The organism is Pseudomonas sp. H9, assembly GCF_004353925.1.
Lineage (GTDB): Bacteria > Pseudomonadota > Gammaproteobacteria > Pseudomonadales > Pseudomonadaceae > Aquipseudomonas.
In genome coordinates, this window is record NZ_SMOK01000004.1 from 192,160 (window position 1) to 216,522 (window position 24,363).

General features: G+C 64.7%; 24 protein-coding genes. 1 reads left to right on the top strand and 23 read right to left on the bottom strand.

The window, feature by feature from the left end:
* The first annotated feature begins 24 nt into the window (after positions 1-24).
* Positions 25-633, top strand: a complete 609-nt coding sequence (locus E1573_RS03260; RefSeq protein WP_133210626.1) for a TetR/AcrR family transcriptional regulator — start codon at positions 25-27, stop codon at positions 631-633.
* Between the two features lie 53 nt (positions 634-686).
* On the opposite strand, the gene E1573_RS03265 is transcribed toward E1573_RS03260, so the two are convergent.
* The 23 genes from E1573_RS03265 to E1573_RS03375 all read right to left on the bottom strand — a co-directional run bounded on the left by E1573_RS03265 (position 687) and on the right by E1573_RS03375 (position 24,353).
* A complete protein-coding gene (locus E1573_RS03265; RefSeq protein ID WP_133210628.1) occupies positions 687-1,583 on the bottom strand; it encodes an alpha/beta fold hydrolase in 897 nt (298 codons plus the stop codon).
* Positions 1,580-2,365, bottom strand: a complete 786-nt coding sequence (locus E1573_RS03270) for an enoyl-CoA hydratase/isomerase family protein (protein ID WP_218568358.1) — start codon at positions 2,363-2,365, stop codon at positions 1,580-1,582. Before E1573_RS03270 ends, E1573_RS03265 begins: the two co-directional genes overlap by 4 nt.
* A gap of 117 nt (positions 2,366-2,482) precedes the next feature.
* Positions 2,483-3,529 (bottom strand): Rieske 2Fe-2S domain-containing protein, encoded by a 1,047-nt coding sequence (locus E1573_RS03275; RefSeq protein ID WP_133210632.1) that lies wholly within the window; start codon positions 3,527-3,529, stop codon positions 2,483-2,485.
* Between the two features lie 148 nt (positions 3,530-3,677).
* Positions 3,678-4,259, bottom strand: a complete 582-nt coding sequence (locus E1573_RS03280) for an EthD domain-containing protein (protein WP_133210634.1) — start codon at positions 4,257-4,259, stop codon at positions 3,678-3,680.
* A gap of 63 nt (positions 4,260-4,322) precedes the next feature.
* Positions 4,323-5,693, bottom strand: a complete 1,371-nt coding sequence (locus E1573_RS03285; protein WP_133210636.1) for a DUF1329 domain-containing protein — start codon at positions 5,691-5,693, stop codon at positions 4,323-4,325.
* A 96-nt stretch (positions 5,694-5,789) separates the two neighbouring features.
* Positions 5,790-7,178: a DUF1329 domain-containing protein gene (locus tag E1573_RS03290; protein WP_133210638.1), complete on the bottom strand. Its 1,389-nt coding sequence runs from the start codon at positions 7,176-7,178 to the stop codon at positions 5,790-5,792.
* Between the two features lie 149 nt (positions 7,179-7,327).
* Positions 7,328-8,575, bottom strand: coding sequence for a helix-turn-helix transcriptional regulator (locus tag E1573_RS03295; protein ID WP_256659470.1), 1,248 nt, complete (start codon positions 8,573-8,575; stop codon positions 7,328-7,330).
* Between the two features lie 174 nt (positions 8,576-8,749).
* Positions 8,750-11,125: an RND family transporter gene (locus E1573_RS03300; protein ID WP_177494561.1), complete on the bottom strand. Its 2,376-nt coding sequence runs from the start codon at positions 11,123-11,125 to the stop codon at positions 8,750-8,752.
* A 10-nt stretch (positions 11,126-11,135) separates the two neighbouring features.
* Positions 11,136-12,104, bottom strand: a complete 969-nt coding sequence (locus E1573_RS03305; RefSeq protein ID WP_133210640.1) for a YCF48-related protein — start codon at positions 12,102-12,104, stop codon at positions 11,136-11,138.
* Between the two features lie 71 nt (positions 12,105-12,175).
* Positions 12,176-12,385 (bottom strand): hypothetical protein, encoded by a 210-nt coding sequence (locus tag E1573_RS03310; protein ID WP_133210642.1) that lies wholly within the window; start codon positions 12,383-12,385, stop codon positions 12,176-12,178.
* Between the two features lie 165 nt (positions 12,386-12,550).
* Entirely contained in the window at positions 12,551-13,756 is a 1,206-nt protein-coding gene (locus E1573_RS03315; RefSeq protein WP_133210644.1) for an acetyl-CoA C-acyltransferase, read from the bottom strand.
* A gap of 8 nt (positions 13,757-13,764) precedes the next feature.
* Positions 13,765-14,235 (bottom strand): MaoC family dehydratase, encoded by a 471-nt coding sequence (locus E1573_RS03320; protein ID WP_133210646.1) that lies wholly within the window; start codon positions 14,233-14,235, stop codon positions 13,765-13,767.
* A gap of 10 nt (positions 14,236-14,245) precedes the next feature.
* Positions 14,246-15,031, bottom strand: a complete 786-nt coding sequence (locus E1573_RS03325) for an SDR family oxidoreductase (protein ID WP_133210648.1) — start codon at positions 15,029-15,031, stop codon at positions 14,246-14,248.
* Between the two features lie 95 nt (positions 15,032-15,126).
* The gene (locus E1573_RS03330; protein WP_133210650.1) at positions 15,127-15,570 is read right to left on the bottom strand and encodes a nuclear transport factor 2 family protein; all 444 of its coding nucleotides are present in this window, start codon (positions 15,568-15,570) and stop codon (positions 15,127-15,129) included.
* Positions 15,571-15,582: 12 nt separating this feature from the next.
* On the bottom strand, positions 15,583-16,455 hold the full coding sequence (locus tag E1573_RS03335; RefSeq protein WP_133210652.1) for an SDR family NAD(P)-dependent oxidoreductase: 873 nt from the start codon (positions 16,453-16,455) through the stop codon (positions 15,583-15,585).
* Between the two features lie 28 nt (positions 16,456-16,483).
* A complete protein-coding gene (locus tag E1573_RS03340) occupies positions 16,484-17,368 on the bottom strand; it encodes an SDR family oxidoreductase (RefSeq protein ID WP_133210654.1) in 885 nt (294 codons plus the stop codon).
* 48 nt (positions 17,369-17,416) lie between these two features.
* Positions 17,417-18,568 carry an acetyl-CoA C-acetyltransferase gene (locus E1573_RS03345; protein WP_133210656.1) on the bottom strand — a complete coding sequence of 384 codons (1,152 nt, stop codon included), beginning with the start codon at positions 18,566-18,568 and terminating at the stop codon, positions 17,417-17,419.
* Positions 18,569-18,572: 4 nt separating this feature from the next.
* Entirely contained in the window at positions 18,573-19,622 is a 1,050-nt protein-coding gene (locus tag E1573_RS03350) for an acyl-CoA dehydrogenase family protein (protein ID WP_133210658.1), read from the bottom strand.
* Positions 19,623-19,632: 10 nt separating this feature from the next.
* On the bottom strand, positions 19,633-20,799 hold the full coding sequence (locus tag E1573_RS03355; RefSeq protein WP_133210660.1) for an acyl-CoA dehydrogenase family protein: 1,167 nt from the start codon (positions 20,797-20,799) through the stop codon (positions 19,633-19,635).
* Positions 20,800-20,808: 9 nt separating this feature from the next.
* Positions 20,809-21,561, bottom strand: a complete 753-nt coding sequence (locus E1573_RS03360; RefSeq protein ID WP_133210662.1) for an enoyl-CoA hydratase family protein — start codon at positions 21,559-21,561, stop codon at positions 20,809-20,811.
* Complete coding sequence (locus E1573_RS03365) at positions 21,558-22,661, bottom strand: nitronate monooxygenase family protein (protein ID WP_133210664.1); 1,104 nt, start codon at positions 22,659-22,661, stop codon at positions 21,558-21,560. The genes E1573_RS03360 and E1573_RS03365 overlap by 4 nt, the downstream gene beginning before the upstream one ends.
* Positions 22,661-23,554 carry an enoyl-CoA hydratase gene (locus E1573_RS03370; protein WP_133210666.1) on the bottom strand — a complete coding sequence of 298 codons (894 nt, stop codon included), beginning with the start codon at positions 23,552-23,554 and terminating at the stop codon, positions 22,661-22,663. The genes E1573_RS03365 and E1573_RS03370 overlap by 1 nt, the downstream gene beginning before the upstream one ends.
* Positions 23,547-24,353 (bottom strand): CoA-transferase subunit beta, encoded by an 807-nt coding sequence (locus E1573_RS03375; RefSeq protein ID WP_133210668.1) that lies wholly within the window; start codon positions 24,351-24,353, stop codon positions 23,547-23,549. The genes E1573_RS03370 and E1573_RS03375 overlap by 8 nt, the downstream gene beginning before the upstream one ends.
* Between the last annotated feature and the right edge of the window lie 10 nt (positions 24,354-24,363).

Below are 24,363 nucleotides of genomic sequence, written 5' to 3' on the forward strand. Positions count from 1 at the left end.
CGCCCTGCTCGCGAGAACCCAGCCATGAACCACATGCGATCGCTGGACCTGCGTCCCGCTACCCAGGAGCGCCTGCGCCAGGCGGCGCTGGAGCTGTTCAGCAGCCAGGGCTACCAGGCCACCAGTTTGCGCGACCTTGCCACCCACCTGGAGCTACAGCCGGGCTCGCTGTACAACCACATTGAAAGCAAGCAGAGCCTGCTCTTCGAACTGATGGAAGACACGCTCCATGACCTGCTCGCAGTGACCCGCAGCGAGCTACGGAAACCCGGCAACCGCTTGCACCGCTTCGTGTGTGCCTACGTCGAGTTCCAGGCCGGGCAAGGCCATCGCCTGACCCTGCTGGAGCGTGAGAGTCCGAATCTGTCGCAAGAACAACGCGCGCACATCGACGCCCTGTGTGAAGACTACGTTCAATGCCTGACGGCGATTCTCGCCGAAGATGCTCCGGGCCTTGCGTCCATCACCCTGAACCGGCTCAGCCATGCCTGCATCGGCATGCTGCGGAGCCAGTCCGGTTGGCCTCGGGCAATGACCGCCCTGCCCGTCGAGGGCCTGGCCGAACACCTTGGCCTGTTCATCGGCGGTGCGCTCGCTGCGGCCAGGCGCGCCACAGGAAGAGTTGCGCTATAGAGAGGCATGATCTGCCGCCAGCTTTTAGAAACGTTGTTCAGATGGCTTCGCGCCTATGCAAAAAAAGCTTCCACCGCGCCAGCCACCTGCGCAGCAGACTCGTGATGCATGTTGTGTCCTGATCCGGGGATAACCAGACAACGAGAATCTCTGATGCAATTCAGGCGTTCCTGCAGCAACGCCTCGCGGCCCTGAAAACTCTCATGAACGAAAGAGCGCTCCCCAAGGATAAACAACACCCGTGCCTGGATATCCCGCCACAACGCCAGCACCTGCTCCTGGCTCGGATACCAGGGCACCTGCCGATAGAGCCTGGGATCGGCAGCGAGCACCTGTCCGCCGTCCCCGTCTGGATGCAATAAGGCCTGCGCGAGAAACCCTGCCCCCGCTTCCGGCAGACCGGGATTGGCCCGCAGCAGGCGCTTCGCAAGATCGATGTTGTTGGCATAGCGCAGAGGCCGGGGGCCGCCTTTCTGGCTGTCCAGCCAGTGCCGAAGGATCGCCCCCGGTGCACCGTCGTCATAGCCCGGCAAGCTGGCCATACCTTCCATGTTCACCAACGCCTTCACTCGCTCCGGACGGGACGCCGCGTAGAGCATGGCCAGGTTGGCGCCCATGCTATGAGCCACGAGACACAGCGGCTCTTCGGGCGACAGCCGATCGAGCAACGCATCCAGATCCACCAAGTAGTCGAAAAAGGCATAGCTCGCCCGCCTGCCGCTGCGGCCATAGCCGCACCAGTCCAGGGCCACGAAGTGCCAGTCTCGCGTGCAGGCATCCACCATAAACTGGTAGGTGGCCGAGCAATCCATCCAGCCATGCAGCAGAACAACCAAAGGCGCCTCGGGGTTACCCCAGTGACGCAGGTGCAGCGTTACCCCACAACAGTCCACGTACTCGCTGCGCGACGGCAAACGTGGCGCCAGCCAGTCAAAGGCCGCGCCCGTCATTTGGCCACCCCTTGCACCCTGGCACTGCGCCTTGCATAGAAGCCGTCGATGGCGGCAACGAACTCAGGGCGTCGGGCACAGTCGACGAAGGCGGCGTGTTCAGCTTCCAGTTGCTCGGCCAGACTGTGCTGCGAAGCGCCGCGCATCAGCCGTTTGAGATGGGCCAAGGCGTGAGGCTCTCGGCTGGCCAAACGTCTGGCCATGTCGCTGACTGCCTCATCCAGTGCTGCCTGCGGTACTACCCGGGTGAGCATGCCCATCTGCAGGGCTTCGGCGGCGCTGAAGCCTTCCCCCAGCAGCGCAATGCTCAGGGCCTGGCGCAAACCCACTGCCCGAGGCAAAGACCAGGATGCCCCGCCATCACAGCACGTACCGATATCGGTGTAGGCGAAGTTGAAGCGCGCCTCCTCGGCCGCCACCACCAAGTCCGCCGCCAGCAACAGGCTGAGCCCGGCGCCTGCCGCGACGCCCTGAACACTGGCGATCACTGGCTGCGGCAGTTCGCTGATCAGGCGAATGGCCTCGTGCATAGGCTCGATCAGACGCGTGGCGGCGCCCACTGGGTCGGCGCGCAACGCGTTGAGGTCACCGCCTGCCATAAAGGCCCGCCCGCTGCCGGAAAGCACCACCACGCGCACGTCCGGGTCCACGGCGATTTCGCGAAAAACCTCGCGTAGACACTGGGCGAGTTGCACATCCAGAGCGTTGAGCACTTCAGGGCGATTGAAGCGCAGCCGGAGCACGGCCGACTGGCGTTCGATGACAAGGGGCGACTGACTCACAGGGTTGCGTCTCCAATACAAGGGGCTGAGCAACCGGTAGGAGCGGGCTTGCCCCGCGATTTGATGTGACTGACACATCGCTATCGCGGGGCAAGCCCGCTCCTACCGGGTAAAGGCTCAGGACTGGCCCAGGTCCACAGTAACGATCTCACGGCGCTCGGCCATGCTCGTGGGCAACTGGTCCTCATCCATGAAGAACTGCTGGTACCACTCCCGCAACTGGTACACCGGGCCGTCGGTCTCGGCCAGCACCGGCTTGTCGATGCGGATCTTGTTCTGCCAGATGACCACATCCTGGTAGAAGGAATCGCGGTTGCCCTTGACGTAGTCCAGCGCGACCTTGCGGTTCTGCTCATCGGTGAAGCCCGGCACCCGCTTGACCATGCAGCCGAAGCGCAGCAGGAAGCTGTTGGGGGTGATGGGCACATGGCTGTTGAGCAGGATGGCGTGGATCTCCAGGCCATCGAAGTTGGAGCTGATGCGAGTGAAGTGGGTGGCCGGGCCATAGTAGGCCGAGTCCGCCTTCAGGCCGCCGCCCAGACGCGAGGAGTCGCCACGGAAAATCTGATGCCCAATGTGGCCTTCGAAGATGTTCGAGAAGTACGACGTCGGCGTGCCATGTACCGGGCCGAAGTGATGGGCATCCACCAGGTTGTCCACCAGCTCACGCGGGTTGGTCTCGATCAGCATCGAGTCGATGTTCCACTCGTGGATCCACTCGTCACTGTCCATTTCCGGCAGGTGCGGGATGACCACGCCTTCACGGGGCGGATTGCCTTCGGGGTTGTTCCACACGAACAGCAGGTTGTTCTCCTCGCAGGTCAGCCAGCTCTTGGTCCGGGCCTTGGGCGGGATGCGCTTGCAGTACGGAATCTCCACGCACTTGCCACCGGCATCGTACTTCCAGTGGTGGAAAGGACAGACGACGCGGTCGCCCTCCACCGTGCCATGGGACAGGTCGGCGCCCATGTGCGGACAGTAAGCGTCGAGGATATTGATCTTGCCCGTGCTGTCGGCGAAGGCCACCAGACGGGTGCCGAACACGTCCAGGGTGTGCGGCTTACCGTTACGGTACTGGTCGGCGTCACCCAGGCAGTGCCAGCCGCGTGCGTAGCGGTAGTTCTCCAGGGCAGATTCAACCTTGATTTCAGCGAGTTTCGTCATCGTTATTGTTCCTTTATGGAAACCCTAAGGTGGTAGTCACCCGCCCCGCAAAGTCCTCACGGTTTGCAAGTGATCCTGCGGGCGTATCTTCCTGCACCGCCCACCCCCGCTCATCCTCCGCTTGGACTAGGGCAAACCGGAGCCATTCTCAGGTCGGCGAGGGGCAGCAACTGACCGCCAGACGCAGGGTTCCCAGTGCTTGCAGCTCCGGGTCGAGTGCCCCGGCGAACACCCCCTCAAACGAGATCAGCGCGGCAAAGGGGAAGGACTCGCAGTAGTAGGGTTCGAGCATTTCCAAGCAAGCGCCCTGCCCCGGCACCAACGCAGGCAGTAGCCTCTCGAAGCAGGCCAGCAGGTTGTGTTCACCAGCCCCATGGGGCACCAGCCAGAGTTCGCGCTGGCGCTCGCCAGTGGCGCCAGGCTGGTGGCTGCGCAGCGTCCTCCCCCAGGCGCTGCGGGTAAATTCACGGGCGATGAAGTTGGCCTCGTCTTGGGCCAGCAGCGGGCCGGCTTCACCCTCCAGCACGTGCATGGGGTCGAAGTCGTCGGGATAGGCGAATTCGCTGAGGCAATCGAAATCCCACTCTGCGGCCTCGTCGAGATGGTTGCGTTGGTACAGCTGGGGCGGGAAGAAGCGCAGCGCCAGCGGTGCGTGGACCTCTTCGTAGTAGCGGCGAAACGCCGGGCGATCGAGGTCGGCCCGGCGGCGGATCAGGCTGAGGTACTTCATTGCAGACTCCGGGAGAAAGTGGCCCCGGGGCGCGCGAACGGCCCCGGGACCTGGAGAACGGGATCAGCGCCCCGCGCGGCGAGCGGCCTCGGGGCCGTAGTCGCGGGCGGAGAACTTGCCCTGGTTGAGGATGTAGCCCTTGTTCTGTTCGTTGATCAGGTTGAAAGCCAGATAGGTGCCGGCGTTGAGGTCGTGATACAGGCCGACGCCAGCCTGAGGTGTCTGGCTCTCGTAGGCGTAGAAGAAGTTGAGCATCGAGGTACGCCACAGCTCGCCACGGTTGTCGTAGTTGTCGCCGACGATGGGGAACCAGGTGTCTTCATCCACATAAAGCCGACGCTTGCCATACAGGTGCCGGTAGCTGGGCTTGAGCGTGCCTTCCAGCACCCATACCCGATGCTTCTCGTAGCGCATGTAGGTGGGGTCGATATGGCCTGGTTTGAGCAGGTCGGCGTACTTGAGCTGCGGCGAATGGATGCGATAGGCGTTGTAGGGGATGTACAGCTCTTGCTTGCCGACGATCTTCCAGTCGTAGCGCTGGCCCGAGCCGTTGAACAGACGTACCTCATCCACGGTGATGGACCCTCCGGTGCCGGGGAAGGCCATGTCGAAACCGTAGCCCGGCGCCTGACGTACCCGGCGCGTACCCGGATCGTAGCGCCAGCTCTGGCGTGGCTCGGTTTTGTCGTTCCAGAACTCCAGGCCCGTGTTCACTTCGCCCTTGTCGCGCTGTGGCAGCAGGGTTTCATTGAGGTAATAGGCCGATGCGCCCTGTGTATCGCCAACATGTCCCGGCGCCAGATGCGGGGCCAGGTTCTTCGAGTAGACCCGGCCCCAGTTGACCTTGCCGTCCTTGAGCACATAGGCGTTGTCTGAGGTGTACTCCTCGGTCCAGGGGCGCAGGGTGAACAGCGAGGCGTTCTTCAGCAACTCCTGGCCATTGGCTGGGATGGGAAACGGTGTGCCACCGGTCTTGGCCACCACGCCTTCGCCATCGTCAGTGAGATGGGCGTAACCAACGTTGGCCCGCGTCGCCTGACACACGCTGTCGCCGAAGCGGAAATCGCGATGGGAGGGGTACACCGGCATGCGGAAGGTTTGCGGGTAGAGCTTGAACAACGCCTTCATGCCATCGGTGAGGAAGCGCTCGTGCTCGGCCATGTTCTGCGCCGAGATCACGAACAGCGGCTGCTCTTGCGGGTAAGGATCGACCGGATGATGGCCGGTGCCTTCGAACTTCACCTGGGGCGGCGCTCCCAGCCATTTGCCGCTGAACGCCGGAATACTGCCATCGACATTGCCGGCCTGCTCCGCCCCGAGGCAGGTCAGGTCCTTGCCCAGGCGTGACGCATCATTGGCCAACGCCTCGACACTGTGGCTGGACAGCGACAGCGCCACCACCAGTGCCAAACTACCCTTACAGAGTTCGTTCATTCTCATCTCCTTGCGATACGAAGGCACCCGGCCAGCGAGCCGGCACAGATGCGCGGATGGGAAGGCGAACTCCCCGCCGGGGCGGGGAGCGGCGGGTCACTGACCCAGACGGCGGGCGGCTTCGGGGCCGAAGTCGCCAGAGCTCACGTTACCCGTGTTGAGGCTGTAGCCCTTGCGCTGCTCGTTGATCAGGTTGAAGGCCAGGTAACTGCCGGCGTTGAGGTCGTGGTACAGGCCCACGCCAGATTGCCAACCCTGCAGCTCAGGCAAGTGGATACTGTTGAGCATCGAGGTACGCCACAGCTCGCCGCGGTTGTCGTAGTTATCGCCCATCACGGCGAACCAGCTGTCTTCGTCGATGTACAGGTCACGTTTGGCGTAGAGGTGGCGGAAGCCGGGTTTCAGGGTGCCCTGGATCACCCAGACGCGGCGCAGCTCATAGCGCATCACATCGGGGTTGACGTGGTTGGGGGTGAGCATGTCGGTGTACTTCAGGTCCTTGGAGTGGATCCTGTAGTTGTTCGCCGGCACGTAGACCTCCTGCTTGCCGATGATCTTCCAGTCGTAGCGCTGACCGGAGCCGTTGAACACCCGCACCTCGTCCACGGTGATGGAACCGCCGGTGCCCGGGAAGGCCATGTCATAGCCATAGCCCGGGGCCTGACGTACCCGACGGGTGCCAGGATCGTAGCGCCAGCTCTGGACCGGCGCGCCCACGTAGTCCCAGAAGCTGATGCCGGTGTTGACCTCGCCCTTGTCGCGCTGGGGCAGCATGGTGAGGTTGTTGTAGTTGGAGGACACCGGCATGTCCTTGGTGTAGATCACCTTGCCCGGCTCGTTACCCGGCGCCATGTTGCGCGAATGCACGCGGCCCCAGTTGATCTTGCCGTCTTTGAGTACGTAGGCGTTGTCGGAGATGTAATCCTCCGTCCAGGCATAGCGGCCACCCATGGTGGCGTTCATGCGGATTTCCTCGGCTTTCTGTGGAATCGGGAAGAACACCCCGCCAGCGCGCCCTTCGATACCCTCGCCGTTGTTCACCAGCTTGGCGATGCGGGCGTTCTCCAGGGTGGCATCGCACACGCCCTGGCTGTAGGTGAAGTCGCGATGGGTCGCGTACACCGGCATGCGGAAGGTCTGCGGGTAGAGCTTGAACAGAGCCTTCTGACCCGCCGAGAGGTGCGCTGCGTACTTTTCCATGTTCTGCGCGGTGATCTCGAACAGCGGTTTTTCGCTGGTGTAGGGGTCCTGGGGGTGATTACCGGTACCCTTGAAGTCAACGCCGTCTGGAGCGCCGGACCATTTGCCGGTGAATGCGGGGATGCTGCCATCGGCGTTGCCGGCCTTGATGGCACCGAAGCAGGTCAGTTCGTTGCCCAGGCGGGCGACCTGGTCGGCGGGAAGTTCCGCCCGGGCCAGGCCCGAGAAGGCCTGCAGCGCCACCGCGGCGCTCAGGAAGATACCGAGGGAGGGTTTGCGTCGCATTTTGTTCTCCTTATTGGAATCGACGATCAGCCGCGCGGCCGAGTGGCCGCATTACGCTTGAGTCGAGTATCCGCAGGAGGGAGAGCGGCCAGCATCGTCCGCTCGGACTAACAGAGTGACGTGCCGCCCGCAGGCGACACACCAGGTTTCTAAAGGCCGGCCACGCGGCCGACGCCACGGGCCGCTTGCGGTTGAACCAGTGGCTTGGCGAGGGGTTTGGACGGGCTGCCAAGGGCCATCACGCTGTTGAGCATGATGCGTACCAGCTCGGTCTGGCGGCGTACCCCTGTCTTCGAAAAGATCGAGCGCAGGTGCGCCCGCGCCGTGTTGCGACGGATGTTCAGTTCCTCCGCCGCCTCCTCCAACGACAGACCGTTGGCCAGTTCCAGTGCCAGGGAGGTTTCCGCCGGTGTCAGGTTGAACAGCTGTTTGGTGACCACAGTGCTGGCCAGCGACTTGCTCACCGCATCGCGGATGTACACCACTGCCGCCGGCCGTCCCTTGCCCTCCACCAGTTCCTGGGAGGGGATACTCTCCACCACCACCCCCAGGCTGACCTGGCCCGAAGGCCGCGAGATGGACATGGCCTCACCGCCGCTGTCCTCACCCGTCTGGCGCGAGAAAGCGGTACGTAGCACCCGCTGCAACTCGCGGTTGTCGCTGGGGTAGGTGGCCTCCAGGCGGCCGCCCACCAACTTCAAGCCATCGTTGCTGGCAAGGATTTCGCGGGCCACCGGGTTGAGTTCCAGCACCGAGCCACTCTGGTCCAGGACCATGGTGGCCACCGACAGGCGACCGATGGCCTGGGAATAGAGCACCCCCAGAGATTCGCTGCGGTCCAGTAGCGAATACATGTGCATGGCCCGCCGCAGATGCGGCAGGAGCAGTTCGCAGAGTTTACGGTCGCGGTCGTTGAAGCGCCCCACCGAACGCGATCGGCTGATGCGAAAGCGCAGCGTGCCGCCGTCGGGCGTGGTGATGTTGGCGCCCAGGGTGTGGAACACATTGTAGGGGTGACAGTACATCAGGTAGTAAGTTGAGCGGGACCACTCGGCGTCGCTCATCAGGTCTTCCATGGTGAAGACCTTGTCCGGCGTCAGGTTGCCAAAGGGGTTGGAGTCGTCGTGATAGGTGAAGTAGATCACTTCGCCATCCGGGTCGCCGATGCCCTCGATGTCGCCGGACACGATCATCGGTGACGGACAGGGTTCGTCCGAGGCCCGCAGGATCAGGGTGGCGTAATTGGCCTGGAACAGGCCTCGCACCAGCCCCAATGCACGCCCCAGAGCCCTGGGGTCAAGCGCGGCCTCGTACATGCAATCGATGATCCGGTCATATTCGGCCAGGCCGATGCCAAGGCTAGCCGCTACCTGGTCTTGCTCCACTTCGAGATCCAAGGTCGTTTCCCTCTTTTCGGGGCGGGCCACGCTCCCGCCTTTATTGTTGTTGTTCTTGTAATTCAGCGCCCGGACCGGGGAATGTCACGGGCGTCTTCTCGGTAAAATTCACCTACTGCGGGCAGGAACGCAATCTCTTCTTTCGATCACGGGGGCCGTCATCACACCCGGCCCCTAGGCCTGTGCGGCGACGGGCGTGGCGGCGCGCACCAGCGGCCGCCCCTGGTTGAACCAGGCCGCCAGCGCTGGCAGCAAAAAGATCGCGCCGAACACGTTGACCAGGAACATGAACGCCAGCAACACGCCCATGTCGGCCTGGAACTTCAGCGGTGCGAAGGCCCAGGTACAAACACCGATGGACATGGTGATGGCGGTGAACACCGCGGCGGTACCGCGTTGGCACATGGCTTGGTAGAAGGCATTGCGCAGGTCGCGGCCTTCGGCCATCTCATGCTGGATGCGCTCGTAGAGGTAGATGCCGTAGTCCACCCCTACTCCGACCCCCAGGGCCATCACCGGAAGGGTGGCCACCTTCAGACCGATGCCGAGCATGGCCATCAGCGCGTTGCATAGTGTTGCCACAATGCCCAACGGCACCAGGATGCACAGCACCGCACGTAGGGAGCGGAACGTCAGCAGACAGAACAGCGCCACCGAGCAGAACAGCGCCGCCAGCATAACCACCTCAGCGTGCTTGACCGCCTCGTTGGCCGCCGCCATCACCCCAACGTTGCCGCCTGCCAGCTTGAACTCCACCTCCGGCACCGCGATGCTGGCGATGATGCGCTTTGCCTCCTGAACCACATGGAACACCGTGGCCCCTTCGTGATCGGTGAGGAACACCAGAATCTGCATGCGCTGGCAGCCGTCGGTCACCAGGCCGTGATCCGGCGAGTAGGCCAGGGAGCCCTGTTGCAGGCCACGGGAGGAACCCGGAATGGCCGCCCAGCGCGGATTACCTTCGTTATTGCCGGCGATCACGCTCTTGCCCATGCCGGCAACACTCTGTACCGACTGCACCCCGGCAACGTTGCGCATCTCGAAGTCGAAGGTCTCCACCGCGCGCATCACTCGCGGGTCCAGACAGGCCTCCTCGATACCTTTGACCTCAACGAACACCGCCAGCACGTCCAGGCCGATGGAGTAGCTGGAGAGAATTTGCGCGTTGTCCTGGTTGTAGCGCGAATCGCTGCGCAGCTCCGGCGCACCCGCGCCGATGTCGCCGACTTCCAGCTGGCGCGCCTTGAGCACACCGAAGCCAAGCAGCACCAGGCTCAGAGCAAACACCACCAGTGCCGGGCCCGGCTCGGCCAGGGCCGACAACCGCCACCAGAGCGGATGGCGCTCCAGCGATGCGGGCCGGTTGCTGTTACGCGCGCTGCGCTCCAGGCTGAGGTGAGAAATGATGATCGGCAGCATCAGCTTGTTGGTGATGATCATCAGCATCACGCCAATGCAGGCGGTCACGCCCAGTTCGTGGACGATGGGGATGTCGATCAGCATGATCACCGCGAAACCCAAGGCGTTCATCAGCAGCGCCAGGGCCCCGGGGATGAATATCTTGCAGAAGGCCGAACGGGCCGCACTGACCGAGTCGCTGCCCAGCAACACGTCCTGCTTCCAGGCATTGGTCATCTGCACCGCGTGAGACACGCCGATGGAGAAGATCAGGAACGGCACCAGGATCGACATCGGGTCGATGCCCAACCCCAGCAGCGGTAGGATGCCCAGCAGCCACACCACCGGCAGTAGCGCCACTACCAGCGACACCAGGGTCAGCTTCAGCGAACGAGCGTAAATCCACAACAGCACGGCGGTGATGACGAAGGCCATGGCGAAGAACCCGATCACGGTGTTCAGGCCCTCCACCACATCGCCCACCAGCTTGGCGAAGCCGACGACGTTGATCTCTACCTTGTCACTGTTGTATTTGGCGCGGATCGCTTCCAGGCTGGCAGCGATCTCGGTGTACGACACCGGCTCGCCAGTCTTCGGATCGGTGTCCTGAAGGTCGGCGCGTACCATCGCCGCCTTCAGGTCATTGGCCAACAGGCGACCGACCTGCCCGGACCGTGCGGCGTTATTGCGCACCTGTTCCAGGTCTTCGGTAGTGCCGCTGTACTGAGGTGGCACCACCAGGTCGCCGACATAGCCCTCCTCGGTGATCTCGATGTAGCGCACGTTTGGAGTGAACAGCGAGGTCACGCTCGGGCGGCTGACACCGGAGATAAAGAACACATCGTCGGTCACCTGCTGCAGGGTCTTGAGGAACTCCGGGTTATAGATGTCGCCCTCGCCCTTCCAGCGCACATTCACCAGCAGGCGGTTGGCCCCGGTGAAGATGCGACTGAAATCGAGAAAGTTCAGCATGTACTCGTGACGCACCGGAATCTGCTTGTTGAACGCCGGATCCAGGCGCACCTGGGTGGCGCTGTAACCCAGTGCCAGGGTCACCAGCACGAACAGCGCCAGCAGCGGCCGGCGCCATTGCATCAACCGGTCCGCGCTCCACTCCACCCCGCGTTCTATCCACGTTTTGTTCTGCATCATCGTTCGACCCTCAATGTCCTGCCGCCAGGTGCTCGTCGGCCCCCTGGAACACGCCTCGCTCGCCCCCGAACAGCACCAGCCGCTGGCTCGGCGCCGCGGCCGAGGTCAGGGTGCCGAGGCCAGAGCGCCGACTGCTGTCCAGCAGCTTGCCGCTGGCGTCCAGGTGCACCACGCTGCTGTCTGCCCCCACCAGCACCAGGCCGCCGTCGGGCAGCAAGACATGTCCGTAGAGCGGGTTATGGTGGTCCAGGCCGACGCGCTGCCAGCTGCGACCAAAATCGTCAGTGCGGAACACATGGCCACGCATGCCGTAGACCAACCAGTTCTCGTCGCTCAGGCGCACTACGCCGAACAGCGAGCCGTTGTAGAAAGGCGTGAGGTTCTCCCAGGTGGCGCCATCATCGTTGCTGCGCATCACCAGCCCTTGCTCGCCCACCAGCATGCGCCGACCGTCGACGTCACCGTCCATGCCGTTGAGGTGCAGGCCATCCGGGTTCACCTCGCGCGGGGTCCAACTGCGGCCACCGTCGTCGGATTCAAAGAAGCGCCCGTAGCTGCCGAACGCCGCGACCTTGTGCCCGTCGGCGCTCCACACGCCGAGCAGCGGCTCACCGGACTCGGCGTCGTAGCCCACTTCGTGCCAGTTGGCGCCGGCGTCCTCGGAACGCAGAATCCAACCGTCATGCCCCACTGCCAGCAACACCTGGTCGCTGAGTGCGGTCACCCCGGTCAGGGAGATGGCCCGCTGCGGCTCGACAACTGCACTTTGCCAACTAAGACCGTGATCGGCGCTGGTGAGGATGGTGCCGCGTTCGCCCACGGCCACCAGTTGCCGGTCGTTGACCAGCATGTCGTTGATCTGCACCCGGTCGGCGTGTAGCCGAGTCTCGGCAAGCGGCGCCGGGCTGCGCGGGGCGAAGGCATAGCCCACAGTGACCATCACCAGGGCGCTCATGGCATAGCCGATCAGCTGGCGCATGGCAGCCCTCCACTCGGCCGATTGACGTGCACGAAGCAAAGCATGTTGCATCCTCTTGTTTTCGGTCCGCCTCAGCGGAAGGCGCCCCAGGGATTGGCCGGGACCATCATCGCCGGCTGCAGGGGCAGTTCGGCGCTGGCGGTTTGCAACGACCGGGGCGCAGGAGACGACATCAGAACGAAGAACAGAGCGCCCAGCACCAGAGCGCTAACGGCGTAAGCAAGCAGTTGCGGCATGGAGCCCCCTTCACAGAGGCCCGCTGGCACTTTGACAGGTCGCATGGAGAATCCTCGTTCTTGTTGTTATTGGCAGAACCGCGTCGCAGGACCTGCGCGCGGTTGCTGGTGAGTACAATCTTGTGGCCGGCCCCCGGCACCCACATCGTCCAAACGGGTTAGGCTCCGGGGCTGCACCGCACCGGGCCGGGCGGCGCTGACAATCAGGGTTCAGGGCAACTCGAACAGCCCTGCTGCGCCCATGCCACCCCCGATGCACATCGACACCACCACGTAGCGGGCGCCACGACGCCGGCCTTCGAGCAGCGCATGGCCGACCATCCGCGAGCCGGACATGCCGAACGGATGGCCGATGGCAATGGCGCCGCCGTTGACGTTCAGGCGGGCGTTGTCGATACCCAGCGCGTTGCGGCAGTGCAGCACCTGGGCGGCAAAGGCCTCGTTGATCTCCCAGAGGTCCACGTCGTCAACCGTCAGGCCAAAACGCTGCAGCAAGCGCGGCACCGCGTACACCGGGCCGATGCCCATTTCCTCTGGTGCACAACCGGCCACAGTAATGCCACGGTAGATGCCCAGCGGCGTCAGGCCACGGCGGCGCGCCTCGGCGCGGCTCATCAGCAGGCAGGCGCTGGCGCCATCGGAGAACTGCGAGGCGTTGCCGGCGGTAACGAACTCGCCCTGCTCGATCCACTTGCCGTCCTTCCACACCGGCTTCAGTGCTGCCAGATCCTCCAGGCGGGTGCTCGGACGATTGCACTCGTCACGCTCCACCAACACGTCCTCATGGCCGGTCTCTTTGCCTTCCTTGTCGAAGCACAGCTTGCGCGCGGCCAGCGGCAGAATCTCCTCAGCGAACAAGCCGGCCTGCTGGGCGGCAGCAGTGCGCTGCTGGCTCTGCAGGGCATACTCGTCTTGGGCAGCACGGCTGATGCCGTATCGACGCGAGACGATTTCGGCGGTCTCGATCATCGGGATGTAGGCCGTCGGCATGCAGTTGAGCACTGCCTCTGACTGGGCCCGGTAGGTGTTCTTGTGGCGCGTCTGGGTCAGCGACAGGGACTCAACGCCGCCCGCGATGGCAACCTCCATCTCGCCGGCGAGGATGCCTTTTGCTGCCACGCCGATAGCCATCAGGCCGGAAGCGCACATGCGGTCCAGGGCCATGCCCGGCACGCTCTGCGGCAGGCCGCCGGTGTAGGCGCAGAGACGACCGATGTTGTAGCCCTGGGTGCCCTGCTGCACCGCCGCGCCCATGATCACGTCCTCCACAGCGTCGGCCTCGATACCGGCGCGTTCCACCACCGCACGCACCACGGCGCCGCCCAACAGCGGTGCCTCGGTGTCGTTGAAAGAGCCCCGGAAGGACTTCGCCAGCGCAGTACGCGCGGTGGAAACGATCACGACTTCATTGTTCATGGCATTACTCACTTGGATTCCGGATTGAAGAGGTAGCGGCTGAGGGTGTCGACCACGCAGCCCGGGCGTTCACCGCCCTCGATCTCGACGCTGATACGCACGGCAAACTGCACCGCCTCGCCGACACGCTCGGCGCGCAGCACCTCGCCACGGCCGCGCACCTTCGACCCCACCGGCACCACCGCCGGGAAGCGCGTGCGGTCGCTGCCGTAATTCACCCCCATGGCCAGGTTGTCGATGCGCATCAATTGCGGCATGAACAGGTTGGCCAAAGACAGGGTCAGATAGCCGTGGGCGATGCAGGTACCAAACGGGCCACTGGCGGCGCGTTCGGGGTCGACATGGATCCACTGGTGATCGCCGGTGGCCTCGGCGAACAGGTCGATGCGCTCCTGGGTGATCTCCAACCACTCGGTGTGGCCCAAGTCCGTACCCTCGGCAGCGAGCAACTCGTCAGCGTTACTGAACACAATGGTCATGGCGCCTTCCTCAAGCCTGCTGGGAACTGACTGACAGCACTTCGCCCACCATGTAGGAGGCGTAGTCGCTGGCCAGGAAGATCATCACGTTGGCCACTTCCCAAACCTCGGCGGCGCGGCCAAAGGCCTCGCGCCCGGCCAACTGCGCCAGCAGCTCCTCGCTGCTGGCCTTCTTCAGAAAGTCGTGCAGGGCGATGGACGGCGATACTGCATTGATGCGCACACCGTGCTCGGCCGCTTCCAGCCCAGCACAGCGGGTCAGGGCCATTACTCCGGCCTTGGCGGCGGCGTAGTGGGCCTGCTCCTTTTGCGCGCGCCAGCCCAGCACCGACGCGTTGTTGACGATGGCCCCGGCGCCCCGGCGCTGCATGTGCGGCAACATCGCCCGGGTCATGCGGAAGGTGCCGGTGAGGGTCACGTCAATCACCCGCAGCCATTCCTCGTCGCTCATCTCGGTGACACGCTTCTGGCCACCCAGGCCGGCGTTGTTGATCAGCACATCGACGCCGCCCAGAGTCTGTTCGGCAGCGGCCACCAGTGCCTGCACGTCTTCTTCCACTACCACGTTGCACAATTGGCCGTAGATCGTCTGCAGCCCTGTTTCGGCCTTCAAGCGCTCCACTGCCTCTTCCAGGCGGCGCGGGTGGATGTCAGAGATCATCAGCGCACGGCAGCCTTCTTCGGCGCAGCGCCGAGCCGCGGCATAGCCAATACCAGCGCCAGCGGCAGCGGTGATCAGCACAGATTTGCCAGCCAGCAACTGATGGCCAGCCACATAGGGGGGAGCTTGTCTCACGGCGAAAACCTCGATGGTCGGAATGCGCCGTTAGATATAAAGGCCGCATCGGTCGCCCACATCGTCAAAACGGACGTGGGCGGCCATGCTCAGGCTTATGGCTGGTGTCGGCCGAGGACCTCGGCGAGGATGCGCGAACGGCTGGCGGTGATCTTCCACTGACCGTCGATACACTGGTAACGATCGTCGTAGATCACCCCCAGGCGGCGGGTGACGCCGGTTTGCGCGTCCAGGTTGAAGTAGCTCAGCGCCCAGCGGCCACGGGCGTGGTCGTCGTCGAGCAACTCGATTTCCGGGTTGGCGCCGTGGTGGCTGTCGATCACCCGAAGCTGGCAAGCCAGACGTTGGTAGAGCTCGATGAAGCCATCGCGGTGCTGGAACCGCCCGAGTGGCCCGTAGTCGATGTCCACTTCGCCCTCGGCGAAACAGTCGCGGATGGTTTCCACCTCCTTCAGGTCACAGGCGTTGAGGTAGCGGTGCTTGAGCTGGCGAATGGCTTCCAGCGACTCCAGACGCGCGATACGCACTTGCAGATCCATGTCTTTCCTCCTTCAGCCCACCCGGGCCGGGTTGAATGGCCGGGGCCCACCCAATTGCTCACGCCAGGACATGGGCTGGCGGCCGCCCTCGTCGAGCACGCCATATTCCCGCGCCAGTTCCGCACTGATCAGCACCTGACCGCTGCGTTTCTGCCGCTCGGGGTCACGCCACAGCGCGTGGATCAGCCGACCATTGAACTGCGGCGTCTCGGCGCTGGCGAGGAATTGCCGGTAGTGCTCCGGGTGACCGCCACTGGCCAGGGCGCTGCGCTGGGTTAATTGCATACCCAGCCAGAGCGACACCACTGCCACGTCGTGGCCTTCGAAATCAACCGCCATGTCGGCGGCCATCTTGTCGCTGCCGGCTTTCTGCGCGCCGTAGGCCGGCCCGTGCATGTAGCAAGCGGCGCCAAAGGACGAAATGAAAGCCATCAGGCCACCGCCCTTGATCAGCAGCGGCGCTGCGTAATGGCTGGCGACGTAGGCCGAGCGCAGACCGATGTCCAGCATCTGTGCCTGGGCCAGTGGTTTCTCCCAGAAAGGGCCGGCATCGGTCAGGCTGTCATCGATACTGAGGGCATTGTTAACCAGGATGTCCAGCCGCCCCTGCTCGCGCCCGATGCGCTCGAACAGCGCGCGGACCTCATCGTCGTCGCCGTGGTCGCAGGGCACCGCGATGCCCAGGCCGCCAGCGGCGGTCACCGCCTCGGCACTGTCGTGGACCGTGCCCTCCAGGGCCTGGCCACGAAACTGCGCCTCGCCCTGGCGCACGCTCCGTCCAGTGACGTACACCGTCATGCCGGCGGCACCCAGGGCCTCGGCCACGCCCCGCCCCACCCCTCGACTGGCGCCGGTGACCAGCGCCACACCTTCCTGTCCAGCCATGACCACCTCCTGCGCCAGGGGCGCTCCGTCAGCTACCGTAGACCTTTTGCGCCGTAACCTCGGCGGCCACCAAAGCGAGCATGGCCTCACCCACTTCCGCAGGCTGCCAGCGCGCGCCTTTGTCGATTCCGGCGGTGCTTCGCCAGCCGTCGGCGATGGAAATTCGCCCGCCCTCGGCCTCGAATACCCGGCCAGTCATCCCCGCCGCCTCGGTCGACGCCAGCCAGGCCAGTAACGAGGAAACGTTCTCTGGTGCCCAGTAGTCGAAACTGCCATCGTCCGGCTGAGCCATACGCGTGGCCATGGACTCCACCGCAGTGGTCATACCGGTACGCGCGGCCGGTGCCACGGCGTTGGCGGTGATGCCGTAGCGCTTGAGCTCGGCGGCCTGGTTCAGGGTCAAGGCGGCGATGCCAGCCTTGGCCGCGGCGTAGTTCGACTGACCGATGGAGCCCTGCAGGCCCGCGCCGGAAGTGGTGTTGATGATCCGCGCGTCCACTGCATGGCCGGCCTTAGCCCGCTCGCGCCAGTACTGCACGGCATGCGAGCTGATGCAGAAGTGCCCCTTCAGGTGCACCGCCATGATGGCGTCCCAGTCGGCCTCGGTCATCGAGGCGAACATACGGTCACGGTTAATCCCGGCGTTGTTCAGCACCACGTGCAGGTCGCCCCAGGTCTCGATGGCCTGGCGCACCGCATTGGCACTGTCGCCGTAGTGAGTGATGTCGCTGTGGTTGGCAGCGGCGCGGCCACCGGCGGCAACGATCTCGGCCACCACCGCCTCGGCGGCGCTGCGGTTGATGTCGTTCACCAGCACACAGGCGCCTTCGGCAGCGAACACGCGGGCGTGGGCCGCGCCAAGGCCGCCACCAGCGCCGGTGATGATGACCACGCGGTCTTTGAGGATTGCCATGCTCTATTCCTTGTCTGTTGTCGGGTAAGAGGCGCTAACCGCGCTCGCCTATAAACGCTCGATGATGGTGACGTTGGCCTGGCCACCACCTTCGCACATGGTCTGCAGGCCGTAGCGACCGCCGCTGCGCTCCAGTTCGTGGAGCAGCGTGGTCATCAGCCGTGCACCGGTAGCACCCAAGGGATGGCCGAGAGCGATGGCGCCACCGTTGACGTTGGTCCGCGCCGGGTCGTAGTCCAGCTCTTGAGCCCACGCCATGACCACCGAAGCGAAAGCCTCGTTGATCTCTACCCGGTCAATGTCGTCCATGCGCAGGCCAGCCTTCTTCAGCGCGAAGCGGGTAGCCTCGATGGGCGCGGTGAGGTGCCAGATCGGGTCGTCACCGCGCACCGTCAGATGGTGAATGCGCGCCCGGGGCGTCAACCCGTAGCGCTGCAGCGCTGCCTCCGACACCACCAGCAGTGCCGCCGAGGCATCGCAGGTCTGGCTCGACACCGCTGCGGTGATGGCTGGGAAGTTCGGGTCTACCGGTTCCAGGCTGGCCATCTTCTCCAGGCTGGTAGCACGCGGCGTCTCGTCATGAAGCAGACCTTCGCAAGGCACGATCTCACGCTGGAAATGGCCGCTTTCGATGGCTGCCAGCGCGCGCCGATGGCTTTCCAGGGCGAAGGCTTCCATGTCACAGCGGCTGATCCGCCAGTGGTCGGCGATTCGCTGTGCGGCATAAAACTGGTTCACCGGCTGGTCGGCGAAACGCGCGCGCCAGCCCAGGCTGCCAGAGAACGGATCGGGGAAGCCCAGGGGCTGACCGGCGAGCATGGCCGAGGAAATCGGGATCTGCGTCATGGTCTGCACGCCACCCACCGCCACCACGTCCTGAGTACCACTCATCACCGCTTGCGCGGCGAAGTGCAGCGCTTGCTGCGACGAGCCGCACTGGCGATCCACGGTAGTGCCCGGCACGCACAGCGGCAGGTCGGCGGCCAGCCAGCTGGTGCGGGCGATATCGGCAGCCTGGGAGCCGATGGTGTCGACGCAACCGAAGATCACGTCGTCGTACTCGTCGGCGGGAATTCCGTTGCGTTGCACCAGCGACTTGAGCACATGGGCGCCCAGGTCAATGGCGTGGACGTGGGCAAGAGCGCCCTTGCGCTTGCCGGTGGGCGTGCGCAGGGCGTCGACTATGTAGGCTTGGGGCATGGTGTCAATCCTCGAAGGTATGGCCCGGCGCGAGTTCGGCCGTGAGCAGGTGTGCCTCGACACGGTTCTTGTGCAGGGCGCGGTCGCCCCAGGCGTTATCCAGCGCCCAGGCACGCTTCATGAACATCTGCAGGTCCACCTCCCAGGTGTATCCCATGGCTCCGTGCACCTGGATGCCGTGGCGAGCGGCGAGCAAGGCGGCCTCGGCGCAGGCCAGACGCGCGTGGGAAACCCGTACCCGGGCTTGGCCCTGGCCCTGTGCCAGCGCGTGGGCGGCGCGGTAGAGCACCGGCTTGGCAAATTCGATGCGGGTGGCGACGTCAGCCAGGTGGTGCTTGACCGCCTGGAAACTGCCGATAGGTTTGCCGAACTGTTTGCGCTGGGCCACGTAGTCCACCGACAGGTCGAGCATGCGCTGGGCCAGGCCCGCCAGTTGCCCGGCAACCGACAGCGCACCGCGATCAAGGGTCAGCGCCCACAGCGCCTTGCCCGCCTCGCCGCCAGCCAGACAGGTCGCAGCCGACGGATTCCAGGCCACCTGATACAGCCGACGCGAGGCATCGATACTCGGGTTGGCGATCACATCCACTTCGGCGCGGGGTACGGCGTGTACCTCGTCGCCATGGGCCAGCAGCAACAGGTCGGCATCGCGGGCATCGGCGACCCAAGGGTTGACCGGGTGGCCGACGGCAACGCGCACGCTGCCTTCGGCAACTCTGGCCAGCCACTGGCTGCGCCGCTCGCTCTCGGGCAGCGCGGCCAGCAGGCCGGCGGCGATGTAGGCGGTGTCGCCCAGCGAATCGGGAATAGCGTAGTAGCCCAGCTCCTGGGTCATCAGCGCCCAGGCCACGTCATCCATGCCCAGGCCGCCGCAGTCTTCCGGAACCGACAGCGCCGTCAGGCCCTGCTCGGCGATCTTGCCGCGCAGGTCTGGGGAACGGCCAGCCTCGGTCTCCCAGAGCTCGCGGAGCATCTCCGGCGCCGCCTCGGTCATGAGGAAGCGGCTGATGGCCTCGCGAAAGGCCAGTTGATCTTCGGTAAAGGTGAAGTTCATCGCCCGCCCCTCACTTCGGCAGGCCGAGCATCCGCTCGGCAATAATGTTGCGCTGGATTTCGTTGGTACCGGCGTAGATCGGCCCGGCCTGGGCGAAGAGGAAGCCCTCCAGCCAGTCGCTCTCACCAGCGCCGAGCAACGGCGCGTCGCCCAATAGCTCGCCCCTGGCGCCGAGGATGCGCATGGCGGTCTCGTGGATCAGCAAGTCCAGCTCCGACCAGACGATCTTGTTGGTGCTCGACTCGGCACCGATCTTCTCCCCTCGGCCGAGCCGGCCCACGGTGTGGTAAGCGCCCAGGCAATAGGCCTCGGCGCCCATCCAGGCGCGTGCCACCGCTTCGCGGATACCCGGATCGCGGTCGGCACTGGCCTGGTTGGCGCGGTACAGCTGTACCAGGCGCCGCACACTGGATTGGAAGCGCGCTGGTGAGCGCAGCAACAGGCCGCGCTCGAAGCCGGCGGTGGCCATCGCCACGTGCCAGCCCTGGCCCTCGTCACCAATGCGATTGGCCACCGGCACCCGCACTTCGTCGAAGAAGATCTCGGCGAAAGCGTCCTTGCCGTTGAGCGCCTTGATCGGGCGGATGGTCACCCCCGGCGCGTCCAGCGGCACCATCAGAAAGCTCAGACCATGGTGACGACTGGACCCGGGGTCGCTGCGGAACAAACCAAAGGCCATGTCGGCGTAGCTGGCGCGAGTCGACCAGGTCTTCTGGCCATTGATCACGTAGTGGTCGCCGTCGCGGATTGCCCGTGAATTGATGGCGGCCATGTCGGAACCGGCGTTGGGCTCGGACCAGGCCTGGGCCCACATGATCTCGCTGGAGGCGGTGCGCGGCAGGAAGTGGCGCTTCTGCTCCTCGCTGCCGAACTCCATCAAGGTGGGGCCGAGCAGCAGTTGGCCGTTGATGTTGACACGCATGGGCGCGTCGGCACCGTAGTATTCCTCTTCGAAGATCAGCCACTCGGTCAGGTCGCAGCCGCGCCCGCCCAGGTGCTCGGGCCACATCACCATGGAGTAGCGTGCCTCGAACAGCTGGCGCTCCCAGGCGCGGTGCTGCTCGAAGCCCTCACGGGTGTCGTAGCTGGCCAGGGGTTCCTGCGGCAGATTGGCCGCCAGCCAGGCGCGCACTTCGGCGCGGAAGGCCTGCTGGCGCGGGGTGTAGTTCAGTTCCATGACGGGCTCTCAGAACGTGGCGTCGCGTTTTTCGACGAAGGCACGGCGTGTCTCCGCCGAATCCGGGCAGGTGTAGGCCTGCAGGGTGAAGCCCTGCTCCCAGCGGTACTTGTCTTCTAGGTTGCCGTCCTCGATGCCGTTCAGCGCCTCTTTGGCAATACGGATCATCTCCGGGCTCTTGGCAGCGATTTTCGCGGCGATTTGCAAAGCCGTTTCGCGCAGCTCGGCCTTGGCCACTACGCGCTCGATAAAGCCGTAGCGTTCGGCCTCGCGGGCGCCGATCTTCTCGCCGGTAAAGAACAGGTAACGTACCTTCTGCACCGGGAACAGGCGCTGCAGGTGGGCACCGCCGCCCATCGCCCCACGGTCGACTTCCGGCAGGGCGAAGCTGGCGCACTCGGAGGCAACGACGATGTCAGCCGCACCGGTGATGCCGATGCCACCACCGAGCACGAACCCATGCACCGCGACGATCACCGGCACCGGGCAGCGGTGCACAGCCTTGAAGGTTTCGTAGTTGCCGCGGTTCACCGCGACGATGCGCTCGGGGTGCTGGTCCAACTCCTTGATGTCGACACCGGCGCAGAAGCCCCGGCCTTCGGCACGAATGACGATGACACGGGTCTCGGGGTCGGCGCCCAAGGCGTTGATGCTGTCGGCCAGGGCCTGCCACTCGCGGCTGTCGAGGGCGTTGACCGGGGCCTTGTCGATCACCAGCTCGACGATGCCGTTGTCACGGCGGGTGGTGAATGCGCTGTTCATTGGACGCTCCTGCAGGGCTCGGCCAGGGGTTGGGGGTTGCGTTGGTAGAGTTCGGCAAGGCAGGCCTCAGCCTGCGCGACGATGGCGCTGATGATTTGCTCACAGCTGGCGAGTTCTTCGATGGCAGCGGCCACCTGACCGGAAGGCAGGATGCCCTCGTCCGGCAGGCCGTCTTGCATGGACTTCTGCAGCAGCACCGGCTGATTCGCCGCCATCACCGTCTGAGACAAGGCCTCGGGCTCTTCCCGGAGTACCTTGAGCAGGGTGCCGAGCATGTGCCCGGCGCTCATACCGGTCTGGCGCTTCCAGCTCCAGGCGCTGCGCAGGGCGATGAGCAGGCGGCCGAGCCCCCCGGCGCGCTCCAGGCGGTCGATGAAGGCGTTCTCGATCATCCGGTGGCGCATGCCGTCAACGGCCAGGGTCACGCGGATGCGCTGCGGGTCGTTCACCGCCAGATAGCGCTCAAGGGTGGCGGCTGGCGTCGGTGATTCGCGACTCATGAGAAAGCGTGTGCCCATGGCGATGCCGCACGCACCCGCGGCCAGGGCCGAGGCCAGACCTCGCCCACTGGACATGCCGCCGGCGGCGATCACCGGCACCTGTACCGCATCCAGCACCTGGGGCAGCAGGATCGAGGTGGGCACGCCGCCGGTATGGCCACCACCCTCACCGCCCTGCACCGTGACCATATCGGCGCCCATCTGCACCGCCTTCACCGCGTGCTTGGCCGCGCCCACGGTGGGGATGCAGAGCACCCCGGCATCCTTGAAGCGCTTGACCGTCGCGGCGTCCGGACCACGGCCGTAACTGACCGCCTTGAGGCCGTACTCGATGGCCATGTCTACGCAGTCGGCAGCGTTCTCCTGGAACATGTGGAAGTTCAGGCCGAAGTTACGGCTGCCGGTGGCGTTGATGATCCGCTCGATCTCGCTGCGGGTGCGCGGCGTGTCCAGGGTCGCCGCAGCGAGGAAGCCGAAGCCGCCAGCGCGCGTGGTGCCGATCACCAGGTTGGCGTCGGCCACCCAGCCCATGGCGGTCTGTACCACCGGGTAGCGGCAGCCCAGGCGGCGGGTCAGTTCAGTATCCAGCCAGGCCGACATCAGGCTTCTCCCGCCGCGCGCTTGTTGGCCAGGGCCATGGCCTTGGCGTCATAGCCGCCCAGTTTGTCGCCGGAAAGCAGCTCGTTGTGGACATGGGCGAAGTGGTGCCAGGCAAATACCGCATCCATTGCCGTGCGCTTGCCGGCCAGATCCTCGACATGGTTGATTGCCTGCTTGGTCAGGGCCAGGCCCATGCGCGGCTGCTGGGCGATCCGCGCGGCCAGGGTGTAGGTCGCCTGCTCCAGCTCGGCGCGCGATACCACCTTGTTGACCATGCCCACTTCATAGGCGCGGCTGGCGGGCATGCGCTCGCCGCACATGAGGAACTCCTTGGCAATGCGTGGGCTCATCTCGTAGGGATGGGCGAAGTACTCCACCCCCGGAATGCCCATGCGCACCACCGGGTCCTGAAAGAAAGCGTCGTCGCTGGCCACGATCAAGTCGCAGACCCAGGCCAGCATCAGGCCGCCAGCGATGCAAGCGCCCTGGACCATGGCGATGACCGGCTTGGGCATTTCGCGCCAGCGCCGACACATACCGAGGTAGACCTCCTGCTCGCGCACGTACAGGAACTCGCCGCCGGGCTTGTTGCTGTGGTCCCAAAGCAGCTGGGCGCGTTCGAATTCCTTGTTGATGTCGCGCCCTGGCGTGCCGATGTCGTGACCGGCGGAGAAGTGTTTGCCCTCGCCACGCAGGACGATGACCTTGACCGCATCGTCGCTGATCGCCCGTTTGAAGGCTTCGTCCAAGGCGTAGGTCATCTGCGAGTTCTGCGCATTGTTGAACTCGCTGCGGTTCATGCGCACGGTGGCAATGCCGTCGGCCACGCTGTACAGCACCGGGGTCTCGGTTTCGTAGACGCTCTGGTCGTGGCGCTCGATGAAATCACTCATGACGCTCTCCCCTCACGCCTGGTGGATTGCCCTTGAGCTGCCGCGAGCGCAGGTCGTGCGGGTCGAGGCGGCGGATCAGTGCCAACTGCTCTTCGGTCGGGTGCGGGGTCTCGCCCATGCCGGGTGCCTTGAGCAGAGGGAAGCCGGTCTTTTCCTGCACCTCTGCGAAGCTCACGCCCGGATGCAGCGAGAGCACTTGGGCCGCGTTGTCCGGGCCGTTGAAGTCGATCACACAGAGGTCGGTGAGGACGATGCCGATGGACATCAGCGCTTTGTTCATGCCCGCTTCCCAGCGCTCCGGGTTCAGGCCCACTCCAGACACCATATCCACCTCGTGCACCAGCGATCGGGTCGAGTGGCTAGGCATGAAGAAGGAGTTTCTGTGGTTGATGCTGTTACCCGGCAGGCCGCGCACACCAAGCATGGCGATCTTCGGTTGGTAATAGTCATCGCCCACATATGACAGGTTGCTCTGGCCAAAGCGGTCGATCTGGGTCGGACCGATCATCGCGTGACGACGGCCACCCCAAACGCACTCGAAGACCCGCTCAAAACCCATGTAGCCCGAGTACTTCGGCACATAGTCGCCACGGGGGCCGACGGGAATCGGTTCCTCCACCAGGAAGCACTCGCTGTCGGTCATCAACAGCTCGGGGCTGTGGGTCAGCTTGGCCAGGCTGGCGCCCAGGCGCGGCAACACACCGAGACCCGAGGCGAGAATTTCGCCATTGCCGCGCCAGGCTTCGCTGGCGGCGACGATCAGCAGTTCGGCAAGGGAAAAGTTAGTGGCAACACTCATGATCAACTCC